Origin of the sequence: Streptomyces phaeolivaceus (assembly GCF_009184865.1) — a bacterium.
In the GTDB taxonomy this organism is placed as follows: Bacteria; Actinomycetota; Actinomycetes; order Streptomycetales; family Streptomycetaceae; genus Streptomyces; species Streptomyces phaeolivaceus.
Map to the genome: position 1 here is coordinate 6,687,154 of NZ_CP045096.1, position 18,296 is coordinate 6,705,449.

The following is an 18,296-nucleotide window of genomic DNA, read 5'->3' on the forward strand; positions in this document are numbered from 1 at the left end:
GCAACTCGTATGTCACACGTCGTAGGTCGCAAGACAACGGAGAAGGACCCGCACCCCCCTCCGAGCGCGGGTCCTTCTCTCGTGTGCCAGGTGTGACCTGCGAGTGGGGTGAAGGGTTGCCCTTGGGATAACAGTTTTTCGTGTGACGTGAGTCACATTCCGCTGGGGCTGAAGTGTTAAGGGAAACCAGTTGTGGCGCGTGGTCGCACACATGATCTGATGTGCCCCGTGAGGCCTCTGTGAGGCATGTATGGACAGTCGTTGAGGTGGGGGACATGAAGTCGACGAAGCTGGGAAAGCCGAAGATCTCGCGGATGGCGGTGGCCGTCTCGGTCGCGGCCACGCTGGGATTCACGGCGGCGTGCGGTGGGGGCGGTGACGAGGACGCGAAGTCCTCGGCCAGCGGCAGCGCGACGGCGGCCGGGGACGCGAAGGACGGGCAGGACGCGGCCGGCAAGCCCGCGCTGACCGAGGCCCAGCTGAAGGAGGCGGCCCTCGCGAAGGGGGACGTCAAGGGGTACACGATCTCCGAGATGCCGGCGGACGAGATGCCCGCCGTACCCGTTCCCGCGGAGCCGGCCGCCTGCCAGCCCCTCGCGGACATGTTCTACTTCACCTCCGACCCGCAGGCGAAGGACCGGGCCGGACGCAGGGTCACCTCGGTGAGCGACATCTCCGCCACCGTCATGGCCCTCGCCCTCGCCTCGCACGAGCAGAGCGACGCCGAGAAGGTGATCGCCGATCTGCGCAAGGCCGCGGAGAGCTGCGACGGGTACGAGCAGGTCGGCAACAAGTACACCGACATCGAGGTCCTCACCGCTCCGAAGCAGGGCGACGAGGCCGTCTCGTACAAGCTGAAGGGCGACATCGAGGGCGCGAAGATCCCGATGTCCTTCACGGTGGTGCGCAGCGGCTCGACGCTCGTCACGTTCTCCTCGATGAACATGCTCGACGCGGACAAGGCCGAGGTGCCGGCCGAGATCCTGGAGGCGCAGGTCGCGAAGTTGGAGAAGGTGGCCGGCTGAGCCGCGCGCCGAGTCGTCGGCCGAGCGGACACGGCAACACGACATGACGAAGGGCCCCGCGGGACGGCTGGAACCGCGGGGCCCTTCTGCGTCAGCACCGACGTCAGGGCGTCGTCGATGCCGGGGAGCGGCGCCGGGGGAGTGCGCCGCCGGCTCGGATGGTGGTTCTGTGAGGCGGTGGATCTGGGGGCGAGGGGGAGGCGGCGGTCCGTTCCGCATCGTGAGGGGGGAACGGCCTCCGCAACCGTCCGCCCGCCTGGAACGGATCCCGCCGGCCGGCCCCGGGCGTCCCCGGAGCCGACCGTTCTCTTGGGTGACCGGGCTGCTGTCCCCTGCCGTCCGGTCACAACCCTGGAGCGAGGTCCCACGGCGCACGGCACGATCCGTACGCCTCATCGCTCCAGCGGAGCCACGCGTGGTTCTTTCGGGCCCGGACCTGGCTGGCACGGACACCGACACCAACGAAGCGTGTCGGACGACGGTCACGCGCCGTACGGGTGAGAAGGCAGGCGTACGTACGTGCGCCGCGAGTGCGCCGCCGTCGTGCGCCGGTCAGACGCGGCCCCGGCACAGCTCCAGCAGGGTCATGGCGAGCGCGGTGCCGGGCTTGCCGAGGGCGTCCCTGTAGTGGGCCAGGATCTCCATCTCGCGGGACAGGTTCACGCGCCTGCCGCCGGACTCGATGCGGGCCTCCTGGATCACGGCGGAGACCGCCACGCGTTCCTGGATCAGGCCGATGATCCGGTCGTCCAGTGTGTCGATGCGCTCACGGGCACCGGTGATCACATCGGCGGCCTCGGACGTACGGGCGCCGGTCTTCTCGGTGGAGGTGACGGTCATCTCTGGGCTCCTCGTCGGAAGTCGAAACGGACTCCCCGAAGCGACAAGTCCCGGAAACGCCAGACGCCCCGGACCTTGTCGGCCCGGGGCGCCTGGGGAAGTCGCTTGTCAGTGGCTCAAGCAGCACGACCATGGCAGCCGGTGGGCCGGTTGCCATAGGTAAAGAGGAAGGTCGGGTGCGTGAGCATGGGGGTCAGTATGGCATGACACGTATGCCGAGTGACGACGGCAGCGCTTCCGAGTCCGGGTCCGGGCCCGGGGCGGACGGCGCTGCCCCTCGGACCGGCCCGAGGGGCAGCCGCTCGGGCTGGACCGAGCCGGACCGACGCTTCGCCGCGGCTCGGGCGACGCTCGGCTGCGGCTGGGGCGACGCTCGGCTGGGCTGGGGCGACTTCCGCGCCGCGGCCGGACCGACGCTTGGCTGCGGCTGCGGCTGCGGCCGGGCTGGCTCGGCGCTGCGGGCGGGGCGACTCCGCGCTGCGGCTGGGCCGACTCGGTGCTGCGGGCGGGGCGACTCCGCGCTGCGGGCGGGCCCACTTCTCGCTGCGACCGGGTCGACCATGTCCTCCTCCGACCGGGCCGCCCATGTCCCCTCTCGGCGGACCAGGTCCTGCTCCGGTCGGGCTGGGCCCCGTTCCCTCCGGGTGAGCCGACCCATCCCCCGGCCGGGCGGGCCGGACTCATCCCGCTCCGGCCGGGCCGAGTCGGGTGGTGGGTGGGCCGGGGGCCGGGGGCCGGGGGCCGGGTGCGGGGGTGCGGGGGTGCGGGGCGGAGCCACCGGTGGGCCGGTTCGGGTGACGGCGCCCCGGTAGACTCGGCAACCACAGACCCCCGCCCAACCGCCGGAAGGCACCCCGTGTCATCAGCGAACCCCGCTGCCGCCGCCCCCGACACCGTCCTGGTCGTCGACTTCGGCGCCCAGTACGCCCAGCTCATCGCCCGTCGGGTCCGCGAGGCCCGGGTCTACAGCGAGATCGTGCCGAGCACCATGCCGGTCGCGGAGATGCTCGCCAAGAACCCGGCGGCGATCATCCTCTCCGGCGGCCCCTCCTCGGTCTACGCCGAGGGCGCCCCCCGCCTCGACCGCGCGCTCTTCGAGGCCGGCGTCCCCGTCTTCGGCATGTGCTACGGCTTCCAGCTGATGGCCACCAGCCTCGGCGGCACCGTCGACAACACCGGGGCGCGCGAGTACGGCCGTACGCCCCTCCGTGTGTCGAAGTCGGGCTCGACCCTCTTCGAGGGCACCCCGGACGAGCAGTCCGTCTGGATGTCCCACGGCGACGCCTGCTCCGCCGCCCCCGAGGGCTTCACCGTCACGGCCGCCACCGACGTCGTACCGGTCGCCGCCTTCGAGAACGACGAGAAGAAGCTGTACGGCGTCCAGTACCACCCGGAGGTCATGCACTCCACGCACGGCCAGCAGGTGCTGGAGCACTTCCTCTACCGTGGCGCGGGCATCACCCCCAGCTGGACCACCGGCAACGTCATCGAGGAGCAGGTCGAGGCCATCCGCGAGCTGGTCGGCGACAAGCGCGCGATCTGCGGCCTCTCCGGCGGAGTGGACTCCGCGGTCGCCGCGGCCCTCGTCCAGAAGGCCATCGGCTCCCAGCTGACCTGCGTGTACGTCGACCACGGCCTGATGCGCAAGAACGAGACCGAGCAGGTCGAGAAGGACTTCGTCGCCGCGACCGGCGTACAGTTGAAGGTCGTCGACGCGGAGGAGCGGTTCCTGAAGGCGCTCGCCGGGGTCTCCGACCCCGAGCAGAAGCGGAAGATCATCGGCCGCGAGTTCATTCGCGTGTTCGAGCAGGCCCAGGCGGAGATCATCGCCGACGAGGGCCCCGAGGTCGCGTTCCTCGTCCAGGGCACGCTGTACCCGGACGTCGTCGAGTCCGGCGGCGGCACGGGCACCGCGAACATCAAGTCCCACCACAACGTCGGCGGCCTGCCGGAAGACCTCGAATTCAAGCTGATCGAGCCGCTCCGCAAGCTCTTCAAGGACGAGGTCCGGATGGTCGGCCAGGAGCTGGGGCTCCCGGAGGAGATCGTCCAGCGCCAGCCGTTCCCCGGCCCCGGCCTCGGCATCCGGATCGTCGGCGAGGTCACCAAGGACCGCCTCGACCTGCTCCGCGAGGCCGACGCCATCGCCCGCGAGGAGCTGACGGCCGCCGGCCTCGACCGCGACATCTGGCAGTGCCCCGTGGTGCTCCTGGCCGACGTCCGCTCCGTAGGCGTCCAGGGCGACGGCCGCACCTACGGCCACCCCATCGTCCTGCGCCCGGTGTCCAGCGAGGACGCCATGACCGCCGACTGGTCGCGACTGCCGTACGACGTCCTCGCGAAGATCTCCACCCGGATCACCAACGAGGTCGCCGACGTCAACCGCGTCGTCCTCGACGTGACGAGCAAGCCGCCGGGGACGATCGAGTGGGAGTAGATCCCACGGGATCGCACCTCACTTGATGTTCAGGTCGATGTTCAGGTTGATGCTCAGGTTGATGTTCAGGTCCGCTTGAGGGTGCGCACCGGCTCTCCGGGCTTCCAGACCTGGACGACCAGATACTTGTCGTCCTCGACGTAGGTCCGTACGACCTCCGTCAGCTCGGTGCGGAAGAGGTGGAACGGCTCCGGCGGTTCCACCTCTTCGCCGTACGCCGCCTTCACCGCCGGATCGTCGACCTCGACCGCCCGCCCGCTCACCCGTACGTCACCGCCGCCCATCTCCGTACCGGGCCCGGGGTTGGCCTGCAGCGCGAAGCGGGGGTCGCGGCGCAGATCGAGCGCCTTGAGGGAGTCGGGCATCATCCCCAGCCACAGTTCCCCGTGCACGAACCGGACCTCCAGCCCGGTCGTCCGAGGAGAGCCGTCCCGGCGGAGGGTGGCGAGGATGTGATGGGTGAAGGCGCCGAAACGCGCCTCGACCGTCTGTGCGAGCTCGGGTTCGGCGGCGACGAACGCGCCCCAGTTCGAATGATTTTCCGGCATACGTCGAGTCTCGCGCGGATACCCGACATCCACTGTCCGGTTACCCCGAGCGATGTACAGGGCCCTCCGGGCACCCGGAGGCCCACCCCGGCGGCAGGTCACCTGACTCGCTTCCGTGACTTGCGTAACGGTTGCGCACTCTCTTCACCGGACGGACCTGTTCTGCGCCGGGGACCGACGGTAACTTCCGGTTCGTAAAGGAAGTCACTCTGGAGGACACATGCACGGGCCCACACCGCCCCTGCCCCTACCCACCGACCAGCTCAGGTTCGCCATGCCGCCGATGCACGAGTCGGCGGAGGACGAGCGGCGGCACCGCAAGGAACGGCTGGCCGGGGCCCTGCGCATCTTCGGGCGACTGGGGTTCGAGGAGGGCGTCTCGGGGCACATCACCGCGCGCGACCCGGAGTTCAGCGACTGCTTCTGGGTCAATCCGTTCGGGATGCCGTTCAAGCACGTCACGGTGAGTGATCTGGTCCTCGCCAACCAGGACGGCCAGGTGATCGAGGGCCGCTACCACGTGAACCAGGCCGCCTTCACCGTCCACGCCCAGGTGCACGCCGCCCGCCCCGACGTCGTCGCGGTCGCCCACTGTCACTCCGTGCACGGCCGCGCGCTGGCCGCGCTCGGCGATCTGCTCGACCCGATCACCCAGGAGTCCTGCGCGTTCTACGAGGACCAGGCGCTCTACGACCACTACACGGGCGTCGCGGTGGACGCGGACGAGGGCCGCCGTATCGCCTCCGTGCTCGGCAGCCGCAAGGCGCTGGTGCTCCGCAACCACGGCCTGCTGACGGTCGGCGACTCCGTCGACGCGGCGGCCTGGTGGTTCCTGTCCATGGAACGCTCGGCCCAGGTGCAACTGACCGCGAAGGCCGCGGGCCGCCCGCTGCTCATCGAACACCGGCTGGCCGCGGCGACCCGGGAACAGGCCGGCGGCGACCTCGTGGCCTGGATCAACTACCAGCCGCTGTGGCAGGACATCAGCCGTAGCGAGCCGGACCTGCTGAGCTGAGCCGGAGCGCCCCTTCAGGGACGCGGGGGACCGCCCGACCAGCCACGAGAACGAGACACCTGTGGACGCCTGTGGACGCCTGACGACCGTGAGGGAACGGTGGCCTCGCGAAGGCCCCTCAGAAGTCGCGGAGTACGGCCGCCTTCGTGACGGCGAACTCCTCGACCGTCAGGACACCATCACGGTGGAGTTCGCCCAACTCACGGAGGCGACGAAGGAGGACATCATGATGGTCGGGGTCGGGGTCGGGGTCGGGGTCGGGGTCGGGGTCGGGGCCGGCGGGCCTCGCGGGCCGGGGCACATCCGAACCGCCGGCGGCACCCCGCGTCGACGGATGCGGCAGCCGTGCCGTCACCGCCGTCGCGACGAGCGCCGTGAGCAGGTCCCGACGCGTGCTGCCCCACAGGTCGAGCGCGAACGGGTCCCGCTCCGGCGGCAGCTTGGAGTGCACGGTCTCCCGGGTCACGAACCGCAGGAACCCGTCCTCGTAACCGGAGTTGGGCAGCCACTCGACCCGCACCAGCTCACCGATGTCGATGATCCGCGGACCGGTCGCGCGCTTCACCCGGTCCGAGGTGTCGCTCCAGTCGATCCGCACCCGCGTCCCGTCGAACGAGGCCGTCCCGTCGCTGGACCGCACCGACACCGGCACGGGCGGCCCCGGCAGGAGATAGGCCCCGGCGGGCTCCTTCGGCGTCTGCTCCAGCAGCATCGACTGCCGTATCTCCTCCGCCACGTACTCGGCGATCCCGGAACGGTCGAGATCGACCGTCAGCCGGTACGGGTCGGCCGCGTCCGGCAGCCGTCCCCCGGTGGCCTGGAGCAGCGGATCACTGCCCTCGCGCAGCCGCAACCGGAGCCGCCCGCGCTTGCGTTCGGGCTCGTGGACGACACCGGCCACCGCCTCCAGCGGCACCGCGATCTCCCCGTACGTCTGGTGGAACAGCGCCACGGAACGGTGCAGGCCCGGCGTGATCCGGACCGTGCTGCCGTCGAAGGCCCAGGCCCCGTCCCGCTGGATGATCTCGGCCATGGGGAGATTCTCCCAGCCGGGTCAACACGGACACCGGGACTTCACCCCGCGCCTCCCTTGCACGGAGTGGACCTGCCGGACGCGGGCCGTGTTCCGTACGGCACAATTCGCTGTCATCACGGGGCAGTTGCACGGCCGCACGGCTGTGGTAGTGAGCGGACGTACGTACGACGTCCGACGACGGCCCCGACGAAGTCGCCGACACGGGCGCCGACGTCGACAACATGACGTCGGCAACATGACGTCGGCGGCACTGACGTCGGCGGTACTGAAGCCGACAGTGATGACGTCGGCAGTGATGACGTCGGCACCAGTGAATTCGACAGTACGACTCAACAGTAATGACGATGACGGCGAATGCCGGGAGACGCGGACGCGCAGGCGCCCGCGGCGCGGGAAGGCGGGCTCGGGCGTGGCGGTGCAGGAGGCGAGAGGGGGCATGGGCGCGGGCGCCCATGAAGGCGGGTGCACATGCGGGGACTGCCCGCACGGGGCGCGCGCGGGACACCGGCGCGCGGTGGCCGCGTTCCTGCTGAAGCGGGAGGAGTTCGCGTCAGGGCAGGGGCTGCCGGCGGCCGTCGCGCACTCGGCGTCCGCCTCCCGGCAGTGGGTCTCCGACGAACTCACCCAGTCCGCGGCCCTCGTCGCCGAACGCGGTCGGGTCGAGGGCGAGGCCTGGCTCGCCCGGCTGTGGCTGCGCACGGCGATCGTGGTCTGGGCCGCCGTCGTCACCCTCCTCCTGGTCCAGTCCCTCACCGCGATCGGCGCGGGCTGGACGGTCGCCCGCACCGCCGGTCTGCTCGCCGCCCTGCTGGTGGGCGCGGCCCTGACGGGCGCCGGATATCTGCACCGCGCCCGCGGCGGCGCCCTCGCCCCGGTCATCGGCGAGGACAACCGTCTCTCCACCTCCCGCGCGATCGCCGCCGGCTGGGTCCTCTTCGTCGTCTTCGCGGTCCTCGTCCTCGTCGGCCGTCTCGCCGCCGCCTCCGACCACCGCGAACGCGACTCCCTCATCGCCGGCCTCGACCTCGCCCGTGGCGCGGGCATCGTGACCGTCCTGGCCGTCGTCTGCGGCATCGCGGTCCTGGTCCGCCGCGTGGTCGGCCTGCGCGTCCTGTCCCAACGCCTCCAGAAGGTCCGCGCCCACCGCCCCCGCGCCGCCGACCTCCTCACCGACGACTCGGGCCGCGGCAGCTTCACGGACATCCAGTACGTCATCGTCTGCGCCGTCGCCCTCGCCTTCGCGGCGGTCCGCCTCGCCCGCCGCCCCGACCAACTCCCCGACCTCCCCTGGGGCCTCGCCCTCCTCGTCCTGGTCTCCGCCGCCACCTACGTCGCCGGCAAGTACGCCGAGGGAGGCCGGCCCGTCATCCTCTCCGTGGTCCGCGCCCGCGAGGCCGGCGACCTCGACGCCCCCATCCGCAACGGCGACGACATCGAGATCCGCGGCTCCGGCTTCGTCCCGCCCGGCGCCCAGACCGCCGACCACCTCTCCCGCATGGTCGTCCGCATCGGCCCCGTCCACGTCCATGTCCCCCTCGTCCCCGTCACCGGCGGCTTCAGCAACCCCACCGACCCCGTCCTCACGGCCCCCGTCCCCGCCGACGTCGAACCCGGCAAGGTCGAGGTCCAGGTCGTCACAGCCGCCGGCGTCGAAACCAACCGCTACACGATCGACGTCTCAGCGGACTGACCAACCGCCGAGCGGAGAACCATGCCCTGACCGGGAGCTATGGGGTCTTGGGGCCCTGGGGCCCTGGGGCCCTGGGGTCTTGGGGCCCTGGGGTGCAGGGGTGCAGGGGTGCAGGGGTGCAGGGGTGCAGGGGTGCAGGGGTGCAGGGGTGCAGGGGTGCAGGGGTGCAGGGGTGCAGAGAGTATGGGCCCCGGGGTGCGGGGGCCTAGGGGACCAGGGCCTGGAGGGTGGGGGGACGCTGGCCCGCCCTGGCAGGGTTGTGTGGCTGCGGTCGGACCGGGGTGGCAGCGCCCCTGGTGGGGTCTGGGCGAGGCCTCTTCTTGGGTGTGCGGCGGGAAAGGAACGGGTTCGGGGCCTGACTGGCGGGGCCCGGCGCGACGTGGGGACGGGGTCGGCGCGCGCGGGAGCCTGTACGGCTGGGCTGCCGCGAGGCGTGACGCGGTGAGGGTGCAGGGGCGCAGCCCTTGGGCGACCCGACCCCCGACAAGACACTGGGACTCGGAAAAACGCGCTTGAACTATTGAGCACCCCCACCCCTTCGAACGTATCGTCTGTTGAGGGGTCAACGGCACGGCGGACAAGAGGCGGCGCAGACCATGACTCACGACATTCGCTCGGACTCCCACACCCCCTACCTCAACGGCGGCCCGGACTGGCGGGACTCCGCCACCCGCTACGCCCTGCTACCCCTACGCCTCTTCCTCGCCGTCACCTTCATCTACGCCGGCCTGGACAAACTCACCGACAGCGCGTTCATGGCGGACTCCGGCTCCGGCTCCATCGGCGACATGATGAGCGCCGCCCGAGACTCCTCCGCCATCCCAGCCATGATCGACATGGCCCTCAACAACCCTGTCGGCTTCGGCTACGCCATCGCCATCGGCGAACTGGCCGTCGGTATCGGTACCCTCCTCGGCTTCCTCACCCGTCTGGCCGCGGTCGGCGGCGCCCTGATCTCCCTCAGCCTCTGGCTGACAGTCAGCTGGTCCGCGTCCCCGTACTACTACGGCAACGACCTCCCCTACCTCATGGCCTGGATCCCCCTCATCCTCGCCGGCGCCCCGGTCCTCTCCGTGGACGCGGCCATCCGCTCCCGCCGCCACGGCGGCGGCAGCAGGCACCGCGCGGGCAATTACCACTGAGCCCTACGGTGCCTTCGCCCACATCCTTCGAGCACAGCCTTCGGCCACAGCCTGCGCCCACAGCCTTCGGCCACGGCCTTTCCACTACGGCTCTTCCGGCCACAGGTCCGTCGGCCACAGCTCTTCCAGCCACAGGTCCGCCGGTCACCGTCCGTCGGCCACAGGTCCGCCACTGCGGCTCAGCCGCGCGGGGTGAGCCGCGCTGGGCGAGCCGCCCGCGCCGGAGGTCTCGGCCTTCCCTGGGCATCGGGCCCGAGATCAAGGCCGACCCGTCCCACCTGGTGCCGATCCCTGCCCGCGACCGCCACCAAGGCTCGCCTCTGCCCGCGCCGCAGCGCACCGGCGGGTCTACGGCAGACTCCGGCCACCACCCGCACTGACCGCACCTTGGTCTGGCCCTCACCCTCCTGGCCCCGCCCGGCCCTCGCTGTCCCTGGCCCTGCCCTTGCCCTCCTGGTCCGGCCGCTATCTCCGACTTCGGCCCTCCGCTCACTCGGGGGATGGCCCTTGGAGCTTCTCCACGACGCCCAGCCGTTCCTCACTGGCGAGGCGCCCTCGTCTGGCCTGGCTGGCCCGTCCGGCCGAACCCGCCGCATCTCGCCTCTCTGCCCTCCCTTCTCCGCAGCCTCTGCGGCATCCGCTCACCCCACCGACCCTCTCGGCCCTGCGTCCCTCTCCCCATCTGCCGTACCTGCTGTCCCAGCCCCACCCGCTGATCCGGTCTCCCTAGTCGGCCCGGTCTCCCCGGTCGGCCCGGCTCCGCCTGTCGGTCCCGTCGGTCCCGCAGAACCTCTCGGACCCGCCCGCCCGGCGCCCCGCCACTCCCGTATCGCGTGATCCAGAAACCCCACCGCTCCCGCCAGACAGAGCCCTCCGACGACGAGCGGGATCACCACGAACCACGGTGTCTCCCAGGCATCTCCCGCGTCGCCGAGGTAGACGACACCGGCGGCGGTGAGGACGAGGCCTGCGACCAGCTTTCCGGGGCGGAACTCATGCCGCAGCACGGGCCACCTCCGCCTGTCCCAGACCGACTTCGAGGTCGATGGTGAGTGTGCCGCCGTCGGCCGAGCCCTTCTCGGGGGCCAGCGTCAGCCGCTCGCTCTTGTCCGGTGCCACGTCCACGTCCTCCTTGTCGTCACCCGGCAACTGGATGTCACCGAGGCCCACTTCGACATCGAGCCGCACGGTGACGTCCGGTGGAACCACCACTTTCACCTTGCCCGCGCCCACCTCCACGCTCGTGGTCAGCGTGTCCCCCTTCCGTAGATCAATCTCGGACAGGTCCAGCGTGCCCACACCCGTCCCCAGTTCGTAGCGGGCCGCCACGCTCTCCGCGTTCCGCGGGGCCCACTCCGTACGGACCCAGTCGGTGGTGATGTTGCTCGGGAGCGCCGCCGTGCACGCCAGGAGTCCGGCCGTGACCAAGGCCAGGAAGATCGACCCCGCTCCCGTACGGCCCAGGAAGGCGCTCAGGGCTATGCCCAGGCCGAACACGGTCAGCGCGCAGGCCAGGCCGGTCTGCAGGCTGGCGGCCAGAGCGCGGTCCTCCCAGGTCGCACCGGTGCCGATACCGCCGGCGAGCAGCGCGAGCAGGAATATCCATCCTCCCGTCCAGCGCGGACCTCGTGGCTTCGGCGGGCGCGGGGTGCGTATGTCCTGGCGTGAGGGCGGCACGCCCTGGGCGATGTTGAACGCCGCCGCCATGTCCCGGTCATGAGTCCCCCACGGCCCCCACAGATAGCCCGTGCCGCCCTCATGCGTCCCGTCCTTGACTATCGGGTCGCGCCACCAGGAGGGGTAGGCGGAGGCCACGGGCGGCGCCTGGGCCTCCGGCGGCGCGTCGGCGACGGCCTGCGCGGCGAGCGGGTCGGGGTCGGGGGCGCCGCGGTGCTGCGACCAGTACCCCGCGCCGGCCAGGAGCAGGGAGAGGACCACGGAGAAGGTCAGCACGCTCGTGTTGCTCAGCATGGTGAGGAAGACACCGCAGCCGACCAGCGCGAAGAGTACGGCGGTGAGCGCATGGCCGTCGACCCGGCCGGTCAGCAGCTTGCGTACCTCGTTCTCCTCCTCGTCGTCGTACGGCACGAACAGCCAGGCGAAGCCGTAGAAGATCAGGCCGAGGCCGCCGGTCGCGGCGAGGACCGCGAGCACCACCCGGAAGATCACCGGATCCATGTCGCACTGCCGCCCGAGCCCGGAGCAGACACCGCCCAGCATCTTGTACCGGCGATCCCGACGGAACTTGTGCGGGGCGGCGGGGCCACCGGCCGGATCGTCCGGGGCGGGCTGCCCTGCCGAGCCGGGGGTGGACGGGCCGGGGGTGGACTGGGCGGAGGCGGATGGCCCAGCCGCGTCGGGAGAGGGGCGGCCGGCAGCTCCCGGAGATTCGGCAGCTTCGGGAGACGCGGCACCTTCCGCACTTCCGGCACCTCCGGTACTTCCGGTACTTCCGGTACCTCCGGCGGCTCCGGAACCTCCAGCGGTGGCTCCGCCAGGGTCGGTGGTGGCCCCGTCAGGACCGGCGGTGACCGCTTGATCCGCGGGTGCGCCCGCGCCCGCCCGCGTGCCCGTGTGCGTATCCGCGCCCGCGCCTGTGTGCGTGCGTCCGCCCGCCCGCGAGCCCGCGTCCGCCTGCGGGTCTGGGCCCGCGTCCCCGTGCGCGCGCGGCTTTTCCGCCCCGGTGCCCGGTGGGGGCACGGCGTCCTGTGGCTCGGTGGTGGGCCGCAGGGCGTCCGGACCCGAGCCGGGGCCCGGCTCCGCTGCCGCGTGCTGGTGATCCGTCATGCGTCCATCGTGACCGCCGAGCCCGTCCGACGGCAGTCGGGATGACCCTGGTCGAACCCTGATATCCGCCCGGGGATGCGTTCGATCACGGTGAGGCCGAAGATCAGGGGCGTCTCGGGGGTCGACCCTGATGCCTCGATACGCCGTGCGTGTGAACATCGATGGCATGCCGGAAGCCGCAGCACTGCCAGTCGACACTCCGCGGCCCCCGCGCAAGCTCTACCGCAGCAGCGACGGACGCTGGCTCGGAGGCGTGGCGCGAGGGCTCGCCGGACATCTCGGCCTGCCCGTGACCTGGGTGCGGCTCGTGTTCGTCGGCCTCTTCCTGGCGGACGGCCTCGGCGCTCTGGTCTACGCGGCGTTCTGGTTCTTCGTCCCGCTCGGCGTGGGCGGCGTCGACAACCAGCGGCCACCGGCCATCGCCACCGAGACCTCCCCCGACGGCCGCCGCAGACTCGTGGCCCGCAAGCCCGACCGCGGCCAGATAGTCGCCCTCCTCCTCATGGTCGTCGTGGCCATGGTCTTCGTCGGAAATGTGAACCTGGGGGAGGGTGCCAGGGCGTATCTGTGGCCGACCGTGCTCGTCGCGGCCGGCGTCGCCCTGGTCTGGCGTCAGGCGGACAACGCGCGGCGGGCCCGCTGGGCCGAGGTCGGCCGCCGTCGGCGCACGATCACGCTGCTCCGCTCCGTGGCCGGTGTCCTGCTGGTCACCACGGGTGTCTCCGGGATATTCGTGCTGCAGGGCTCGGCCGCCCACCTCGGCTCGGTGCTGGAGGCCGCGCTCGCGGTGCTCGTCGGCATAGCGCTGCTGGCCGGCCCGTACCTCGTCCGTATGACCCAGGACCTCTCCGAGGAGCGCCTGATGCGTATCCGTGCCCAGGAGCGCGCGGAGGTCGCCGCCCATGTCCACGACTCGGTGCTGCACACACTGACACTGATACAGCGCAACGCGGACAGCCCGAACGAGGTGCGCCGCCTCGCCCGCGCCCAGGAACGCGACCTTCGGAACTGGCTGTACAAACCCGAGGGCACAGGAAAGGACGAGGCCGACGAGCCGGACACCCTCGCCGAGGCCGTGCGGCGGAACGCGGCGGAGGTCGAGGACAAGCACGGTGTCCCCATAGAGGTGGTCGTCGTCGGTGACTGCCCCCTCGACGAAGGACTGACCGCGCAGACGCAGGCCGCGCGCGAGGCGATGGTGAACGCCGCCAAGTACGGTGGCGAGGGCGGTGCCGTGCAGGTCTTCGCCGAGGTCGAGGGAAGGACGGTCTTCGTGTCCGTCCGTGACCGAGGTCCCGGCTTCGACCTCGACGCGATACCCGCCGACCGCATGGGCGTCAGAGAATCGATCATCGGCCGCATGGAGCGCAACGGGGGTACGGCACGGCTCCGCGCCGTACCGGACGGCGGCACGGAGGTCGAGCTGGAGATGGAGAGGGCGGAGACGACGTCATGAGTGACGCGAACGGACCGAACGACACTGCCGCACAGGGCGGTTCGGGCACTGGGCCGGAAGGGGACCAGGGAGGTCCGGCCGCGCGGGGTACGGATGCGGCCGAGGGCGGGGTCGACGAGTCCGGCCGGCCCGACGAGACCGGTCGGCCCGGTGAATCCGGGCGGACCACCGCGTCCGCCGGTTCCGGCGTGACCGCCGCCGGGTCCGGTCGGCATGTCCGGGTCGTGCTGGTGGACGATCACCGGATGTTCCGGACGGGAGTCCAGGCCGAGATCGGGGAGACGGACCGTACGGGCGTGGAGGTCGTCGGAGAGGCGCCCGATGTCGACCAGGCGGTATCGGTGATCACGAGTACGCGGCCCGAGGTGGTGCTCCTCGATGTGCATCTGCCCGGTGGCGGTGGGGTCGAAGTGCTGCGGCGCTGCTCGGCGTTGATGGCGGACGCCGAGCAGCCCGTGCGGTTCCTCGCGCTGTCCGTGTCGGACGCGGCGGAGGATGTGATCGGTGTGATCCGGGGTGGTGCGCGCGGCTATGTCACCAAGACGATCACCGGCTCCGATCTGGTCAACTCCATCTTCCGGGTCCAGGAGGGCGACGCGGTCTTCTCCCCGCGCCTGGCCGGCTTCGTTCTGGACGCCTTCGCCTCCACCGACGCCCCGCCCGTCGACGAGGATCTCGACCGGCTCACCCAGCGTGAGCGCGAAGTGCTGCGTCTCATCGCCCGTGGCTATGCGTACAAGGAGATCGCCAAGCAGCTCTACATCTCGGTGAAGACGGTGGAGTCCCATGTCTCGGCCGTACTGCGGAAGTTGCAGCTGTCCAACCGGCATGAACTGACGAGATGGGCGACGGCACGGCGCCTGGTCTGAGAGCCGGGCGGCCGGTTGGGCGCCGCCCGCCCGCCAGATCGATCCCCTGACCGGCCGACGCCGCCCGGCCCACGCCACCGGGCCCGCGAGGCCCAGCCCAGGCTGCCCAGCCCACGCCGCCCGGCTCAGGCCACCCGTGTGGCCCCCGCGTACGGCATCTCGTCGAGAGGTGCCACGCGTACCGGGGCCGACGGGTTCGGGGCGTGGATCATCTGGCCGTTGCCGATGTAGATGCCCACGTGGCTGATGCCGGAGTAGAAGAAGACGAGGTCGCCGGGGCGGAGTTCGGAGCGGGCGACGCGGCGGCCGGCGTCGATCTGGGAGTAGGTGGTGCGGGGGAGGGAGACACCGGCGGCGCGGTAGGCCGCCAGGGTGAGGCCGGAGCAGTCGAAGGCGTTGGGGCCGGTGGCGCCCCAGACGTACGGGCTGCCGAGCTTGGAGTAGGCGTAGGAGACGGCCGCGGCGGCACGGGAGTTGGGGGCGTCGGTGGACGCGGCGGCCGGGGAGACGGGGCCGGTGAGGTCGGGGCGGGCCGAGGCGGAGGAGCGCGAGGCGTGCCCGGTGCCGGTGGTGCCCCCCGGGGTGTCGAGCCGGGCGCGGTCCTCGGTGGTGAGCCGGTCGAGCAGTTGCCGTGCGTCGGTGAGTTTCGAGGTGACGGTCTTCTTGTGCCGCTTCAGTTCCGTCTGCCGGGTCTTGAGGGTGCCGAGTTCGACGCGGGCTGCGCCGCGCAGCCGTTCGATCTCCAGCAACTGCTTCCGTACGCTCGCCACATCGGCCGAGTGCCGGCTGCCGACGCGCTCGGCGAGGGCGGCGCCGTCCAGGTACTGGTCAGGGTCGGCGGAGAGCGCGAGCTGCCAGGAGGGATCCAGGCCCCCGCCCCGGTACTGCGCCGCGGCCACCGAACCGAGTTCGTCGCGGGCCGAGTTGAGCCGGTCGGTGCGGCGGGCGGCCTGGTCGCGCAGCTCCTCCAGGTTCTCCTGCGCCTTGTCGGCCTTCTCCTTCGCGCCGTTGTACTTCTCGGTGGCGACCTCGGCCTCTTGGTAGAGCCTGTCCACCTTCGCCTTGACCTGGTCAGGCGTGAGCTGTGGATCGGCGTGTCCGGTGCCGTCGAAACCGGTCGCGGTCGCCGCGCCCGCGAGGGCGAAGGTCGCGGCCGTGCGGACCGTATGGCCGCCGAGTGAGCGCTGTCTGGGCTTGCGGTGCGCTGCCACGTGGAGTGCGTGTCCTCTCCGTACGACCGCCGTCCGCAGTACGAACATCGTCTGTCCGTACGGACCGCCTGGGGGGAGCGGTTACACGTCCGGCGGCGGCCCGCACAGGGGGAGCGGGACGCCGCCGGACCTTCTCGGCGGTGGTGGCCGACTGCCGCCCCTGGTCCGGGCGGCGGTGGGGAGCCGGTCACCTGAGGGAGGACGCTAAACCTGGCTGTGAGGGCACGGTAACGCGTTGTACGGAAGTGGCGCGCACCGACCACGAGGTGACCGTATGTGACCGCGATCCCGCCCTGGCGCCACCGACTTCACGCTGTGCGATGACCGATGCGGCGATTTCGGACCGGGCGGTGGCGAGGCGGTGCTATGCGGCGCATATATGCAAGACCGTCGATGCGCCTCGGCCGCCCCGGTGCCCGGCGGAACGCGGGCCTCTCATTAGGCTCCGCGCATGTTGCGTCCTGAAAGCTGGCTCAGGCTCGCGGGTGGAAGTCCCGTCCGGGTAGGCACCGGAGTGCCCGGTAGCTGGTCCCGGTTCGTCGGAGAGATCCGGCGGGCTGAGCGGGATGTCAAGAGCCTCTTTGGAGGGAGCAAGCGCGCGGGCCGTAGCGTGAAGCGAACTTTGTGTCGGCGACGGGTGAATCGTGGTTCTGGATCGTGACCCTCTGACGGCGGATCAAAACTGACCCACTTCGTGGTCTTCTGACCAACCTGATCTTGATCGAAGGTCAGGAGAAGAGGGTGATTTCCGTGGAGGACTGGGCAGAGATCCGCAGGCTGCACCGGGCCGAGCAGATGCCGATCCGGGCGATCGCCCGGCAGCTGGGCATCTCGAAGAACACCGTGAAGCGGGCCCTGGCCACGAACCGGCCGCCGGTCTACTCCCGGCCGGCCAAGGGCTCGGCGGTCGACGTGGTCGAGCCGCAGATCCGGGAGCTGTTGAAGCAGACCCCGACGATGCCGGCGACGGTGATCGCCGAGCGGATCGGCTGGGACCGCGGCATGACTGTCCTCAAGGAACGCGTGCGCGAGCTGCGGCCCGCCTATCTGCCCGTCGATCCGGTCTCACGCACCACCTATCAGCCCGGCGAGCTGGCCCAGTGCGACCTGTGGTTCCCGCCCGCGTCGACAACCCGCTCGGCTACGGCCAGTCCGGCCGGCCGCCGGTGCTCGTGATGGTCTCGGGCTACTCGCGGATCATCACGGCGATGATGCTGCCCACCCGCACCACCGGCGACCTGATCGACGGACACTGGAAGCTGCTGACCGGCTGGAGGGCGGTCCCGCGGATGCTGGTCTGGGACAACGAGGCCGGCATCGGCCGCGGCAAGGTGACCGGCGACTTCGCCGCGTTCGCGGGCCTGCTCGCCACCCGGAAGGTCGTGGGAGAAGTACGGAACAGTCCGCTTCTACCTGCACCGCTGGCCTTCGAAAGCGGCGATGAAGAGACTCCGAGACAAGGTCCGGGAACGGACCGACCGCCGTCGGTCGGGATGGGATATCCGTGATGTGATCGCGGATCTGAATCCGGTCCTGCGCGGCTGGGGCAATTACTTCAGAACCGGGAATGCCGCCGATAAATTCCAGAACGCTGACCGATACGTGGTGTGGCGACTTCGCAGACTGATGGTCAAGAAGCGAGGGCGCAACTTGCGGCGTGGGCAGTGGCAGGAATGGACGGAAGAGTGGTTCAGCGGGCACGGCCTGTATCGACTGCGTGGCACCATTCGCTATCCGAAGGCTGCGTAACCTTGTCAAGAAGATCATCGGTAAGCCGTGTGCGGGAAAACCGCACGCACGGATTGAAAGGGGACGGAGGAAACGGGCCCGCAAGGGCACCGCGCCTCCAACTACCAATGGACGTCCTCATCCACATCCTCGTCGCCCTCCACATCATCGGCATCGCCTCCCTGCTGGGCGGTTTCCTCACCCAGATGAAGGCCATGGGGCAGGGCACCGCCCGCTTCGTCCCGGCCATGCTCCACGGCGCCCTCACCATGCTGATCACCGGTGCCCTCCTCGTCGGCCTCAACCAGGCCGACGACCAGCCCGTGAACAACATCAAGATCGGCGTCAAACTCGCCCTGCTGATCGTGATCCTGGGGCTGGTCTACGTGAAACGCGACGACGAGACGGTGGAGAAGCCCCTGTTCGCCCTGGTGGGCGCGCTGACCACCGTGAATATTTTCATCGCGGTCCTGTGGATATAGCGAAGCAGGCCCCGAGATGAGTCCGGAATG

The 18,296-nt window shown here is 70.8% G+C and carries 13 protein-coding genes and 2 pseudogenes; 10 read left to right on the top strand and 5 right to left on the bottom strand.

The window, feature by feature from the left end; genetic code table 11:
- The first annotated feature begins 275 nt into the window (after nt 1-275).
- The gene (locus F9278_RS31080) at nt 276-1,025 is read left to right on the top strand and encodes a hypothetical protein (RefSeq protein ID WP_152171250.1); all 750 of its coding nucleotides are present in this window, start codon (nt 276-278) and stop codon (nt 1,023-1,025) included.
- 552 nt (nt 1,026-1,577) lie between these two features.
- On the opposite strand, the gene F9278_RS31085 is transcribed toward F9278_RS31080, so the two are convergent.
- Entirely contained in the window at nt 1,578-1,865 is a 288-nt protein-coding gene (locus F9278_RS31085; RefSeq protein WP_152171251.1) for a chorismate mutase, read from the bottom strand.
- Between the two features lie 856 nt (nt 1,866-2,721).
- Here F9278_RS31085 and guaA point away from each other — a divergent pair.
- Complete coding sequence (gene guaA, locus F9278_RS31090) at nt 2,722-4,302, top strand: glutamine-hydrolyzing GMP synthase (protein WP_152171252.1); 1,581 nt, start codon at nt 2,722-2,724, stop codon at nt 4,300-4,302.
- 65 nt (nt 4,303-4,367) lie between these two features.
- Here guaA and F9278_RS31095 read toward each other — a convergent pair whose 3' ends face one another.
- On the bottom strand, nt 4,368-4,850 hold the full coding sequence (locus F9278_RS31095; RefSeq protein WP_152171253.1) for a pyridoxamine 5'-phosphate oxidase family protein: 483 nt from the start codon (nt 4,848-4,850) through the stop codon (nt 4,368-4,370).
- A gap of 220 nt (nt 4,851-5,070) precedes the next feature.
- Here F9278_RS31095 and F9278_RS31100 point away from each other — a divergent pair, with 220 nt between their 5' ends.
- A complete protein-coding gene (locus F9278_RS31100; protein WP_152171254.1) occupies nt 5,071-5,865 on the top strand; it encodes a class II aldolase/adducin family protein in 795 nt (264 codons plus the stop codon).
- Between the two features lie 118 nt (nt 5,866-5,983).
- Here F9278_RS31100 and F9278_RS31105 read toward each other — a convergent pair whose 3' ends face one another.
- Nucleotides 5,984-6,898, bottom strand: a complete 915-nt coding sequence (locus F9278_RS31105) for a DUF4429 domain-containing protein (protein ID WP_152171255.1) — start codon at nt 6,896-6,898, stop codon at nt 5,984-5,986.
- A gap of 439 nt (nt 6,899-7,337) precedes the next feature.
- Between F9278_RS31105 and F9278_RS31110 the strand changes: the two genes are divergently transcribed.
- Both F9278_RS31110 and F9278_RS31115 read left to right on the top strand, forming a co-directional pair.
- Nucleotides 7,338-8,591 (top strand): hypothetical protein, encoded by a 1,254-nt coding sequence (locus tag F9278_RS31110; RefSeq protein ID WP_152174236.1) that lies wholly within the window; start codon nt 7,338-7,340, stop codon nt 8,589-8,591.
- Nucleotides 8,592-9,187: 596 nt separating this feature from the next.
- The gene (locus F9278_RS31115) at nt 9,188-9,733 is read left to right on the top strand and encodes a DoxX family protein (protein ID WP_152171256.1); all 546 of its coding nucleotides are present in this window, start codon (nt 9,188-9,190) and stop codon (nt 9,731-9,733) included.
- 993 nt (nt 9,734-10,726) lie between these two features.
- Here F9278_RS31115 and F9278_RS31125 read toward each other — a convergent pair.
- Nucleotides 10,727-12,130: pseudogene (locus tag F9278_RS31125) on the bottom strand (PspC domain-containing protein); the annotation flags it as partial.
- A 520-nt stretch (nt 12,131-12,650) separates the two neighbouring features.
- Between F9278_RS31125 and F9278_RS31130 the strand changes: the two are divergent.
- Nucleotides 12,651-13,976, top strand: a complete 1,326-nt coding sequence (locus F9278_RS31130; protein WP_152171259.1) for an ATP-binding protein — start codon at nt 12,651-12,653, stop codon at nt 13,974-13,976.
- A complete protein-coding gene (locus tag F9278_RS31135; RefSeq protein ID WP_319023117.1) occupies nt 13,973-14,845 on the top strand; it encodes a response regulator transcription factor in 873 nt (290 codons plus the stop codon). Before F9278_RS31130 ends, F9278_RS31135 begins: the two co-directional genes overlap by 4 nt.
- Nucleotides 14,846-14,970: 125 nt before the next feature.
- On the opposite strand, the gene F9278_RS31140 is transcribed toward F9278_RS31135, so the two are convergent.
- The gene (locus F9278_RS31140) at nt 14,971-16,056 is read right to left on the bottom strand and encodes a C40 family peptidase (protein WP_152171260.1); all 1,086 of its coding nucleotides are present in this window, start codon (nt 16,054-16,056) and stop codon (nt 14,971-14,973) included.
- 741 nt (nt 16,057-16,797) lie between these two features.
- Here F9278_RS31140 and F9278_RS31145 point away from each other — a divergent pair.
- The 3 genes and pseudogenes from F9278_RS31145 to F9278_RS31155 all read left to right on the top strand — a co-directional run.
- Nucleotides 16,798-17,441: pseudogene (locus tag F9278_RS31145) on the top strand (helix-turn-helix domain-containing protein); the annotation flags it as partial.
- A 55-nt stretch (nt 17,442-17,496) separates the two neighbouring features.
- Entirely contained in the window at nt 17,497-17,805 is a 309-nt protein-coding gene (locus F9278_RS31150) for a group II intron maturase-specific domain-containing protein (protein WP_226967034.1), read from the top strand.
- Between the two features lie 107 nt (nt 17,806-17,912).
- Nucleotides 17,913-18,266 (top strand): hypothetical protein, encoded by a 354-nt coding sequence (locus F9278_RS31155; RefSeq protein ID WP_152171261.1) that lies wholly within the window; start codon nt 17,913-17,915, stop codon nt 18,264-18,266.
- Nucleotides 18,267-18,296: the final 30 nt, after the last annotated feature.

Coding starts and splice junctions, on each gene's coding strand:
- F9278_RS31155 (WP_152171261.1), top strand. CDS start 17,913: ATGGACGTCCTCATCCACATCCTCGTCGCCCTCCACATCATCGGCATC.
- F9278_RS31130 (WP_152171259.1), top strand. CDS start 12,651: ATGCCTCGATACGCCGTGCGTGTGAACATCGATGGCATGCCGGAAGCC.
- F9278_RS31100 (WP_152171254.1), top strand. CDS start 5,071: ATGCACGGGCCCACACCGCCCCTGCCCCTACCCACCGACCAGCTCAGG.
- F9278_RS31115 (WP_152171256.1), top strand. CDS start 9,188: ATGACTCACGACATTCGCTCGGACTCCCACACCCCCTACCTCAACGGC.
- F9278_RS31110 (WP_152174236.1), top strand. CDS start 7,338: ATGGGCGCGGGCGCCCATGAAGGCGGGTGCACATGCGGGGACTGCCCG.
- F9278_RS31135 (WP_319023117.1), top strand. CDS start 13,973: ATGAGTGACGCGAACGGACCGAACGACACTGCCGCACAGGGCGGTTCG.
- F9278_RS31080 (WP_152171250.1), top strand. CDS start 276: ATGAAGTCGACGAAGCTGGGAAAGCCGAAGATCTCGCGGATGGCGGTG.
- F9278_RS31150 (WP_226967034.1), top strand. CDS start 17,497: ATGAAGAGACTCCGAGACAAGGTCCGGGAACGGACCGACCGCCGTCGG.
- F9278_RS31105 (WP_152171255.1), bottom strand. CDS start 6,898: ATGGCCGAGATCATCCAGCGGGACGGGGCCTGGGCCTTCGACGGCAGC.
- F9278_RS31095 (WP_152171253.1), bottom strand. CDS start 4,850: ATGCCGGAAAATCATTCGAACTGGGGCGCGTTCGTCGCCGCCGAACCC.
- F9278_RS31085 (WP_152171251.1), bottom strand. CDS start 1,865: ATGACCGTCACCTCCACCGAGAAGACCGGCGCCCGTACGTCCGAGGCC.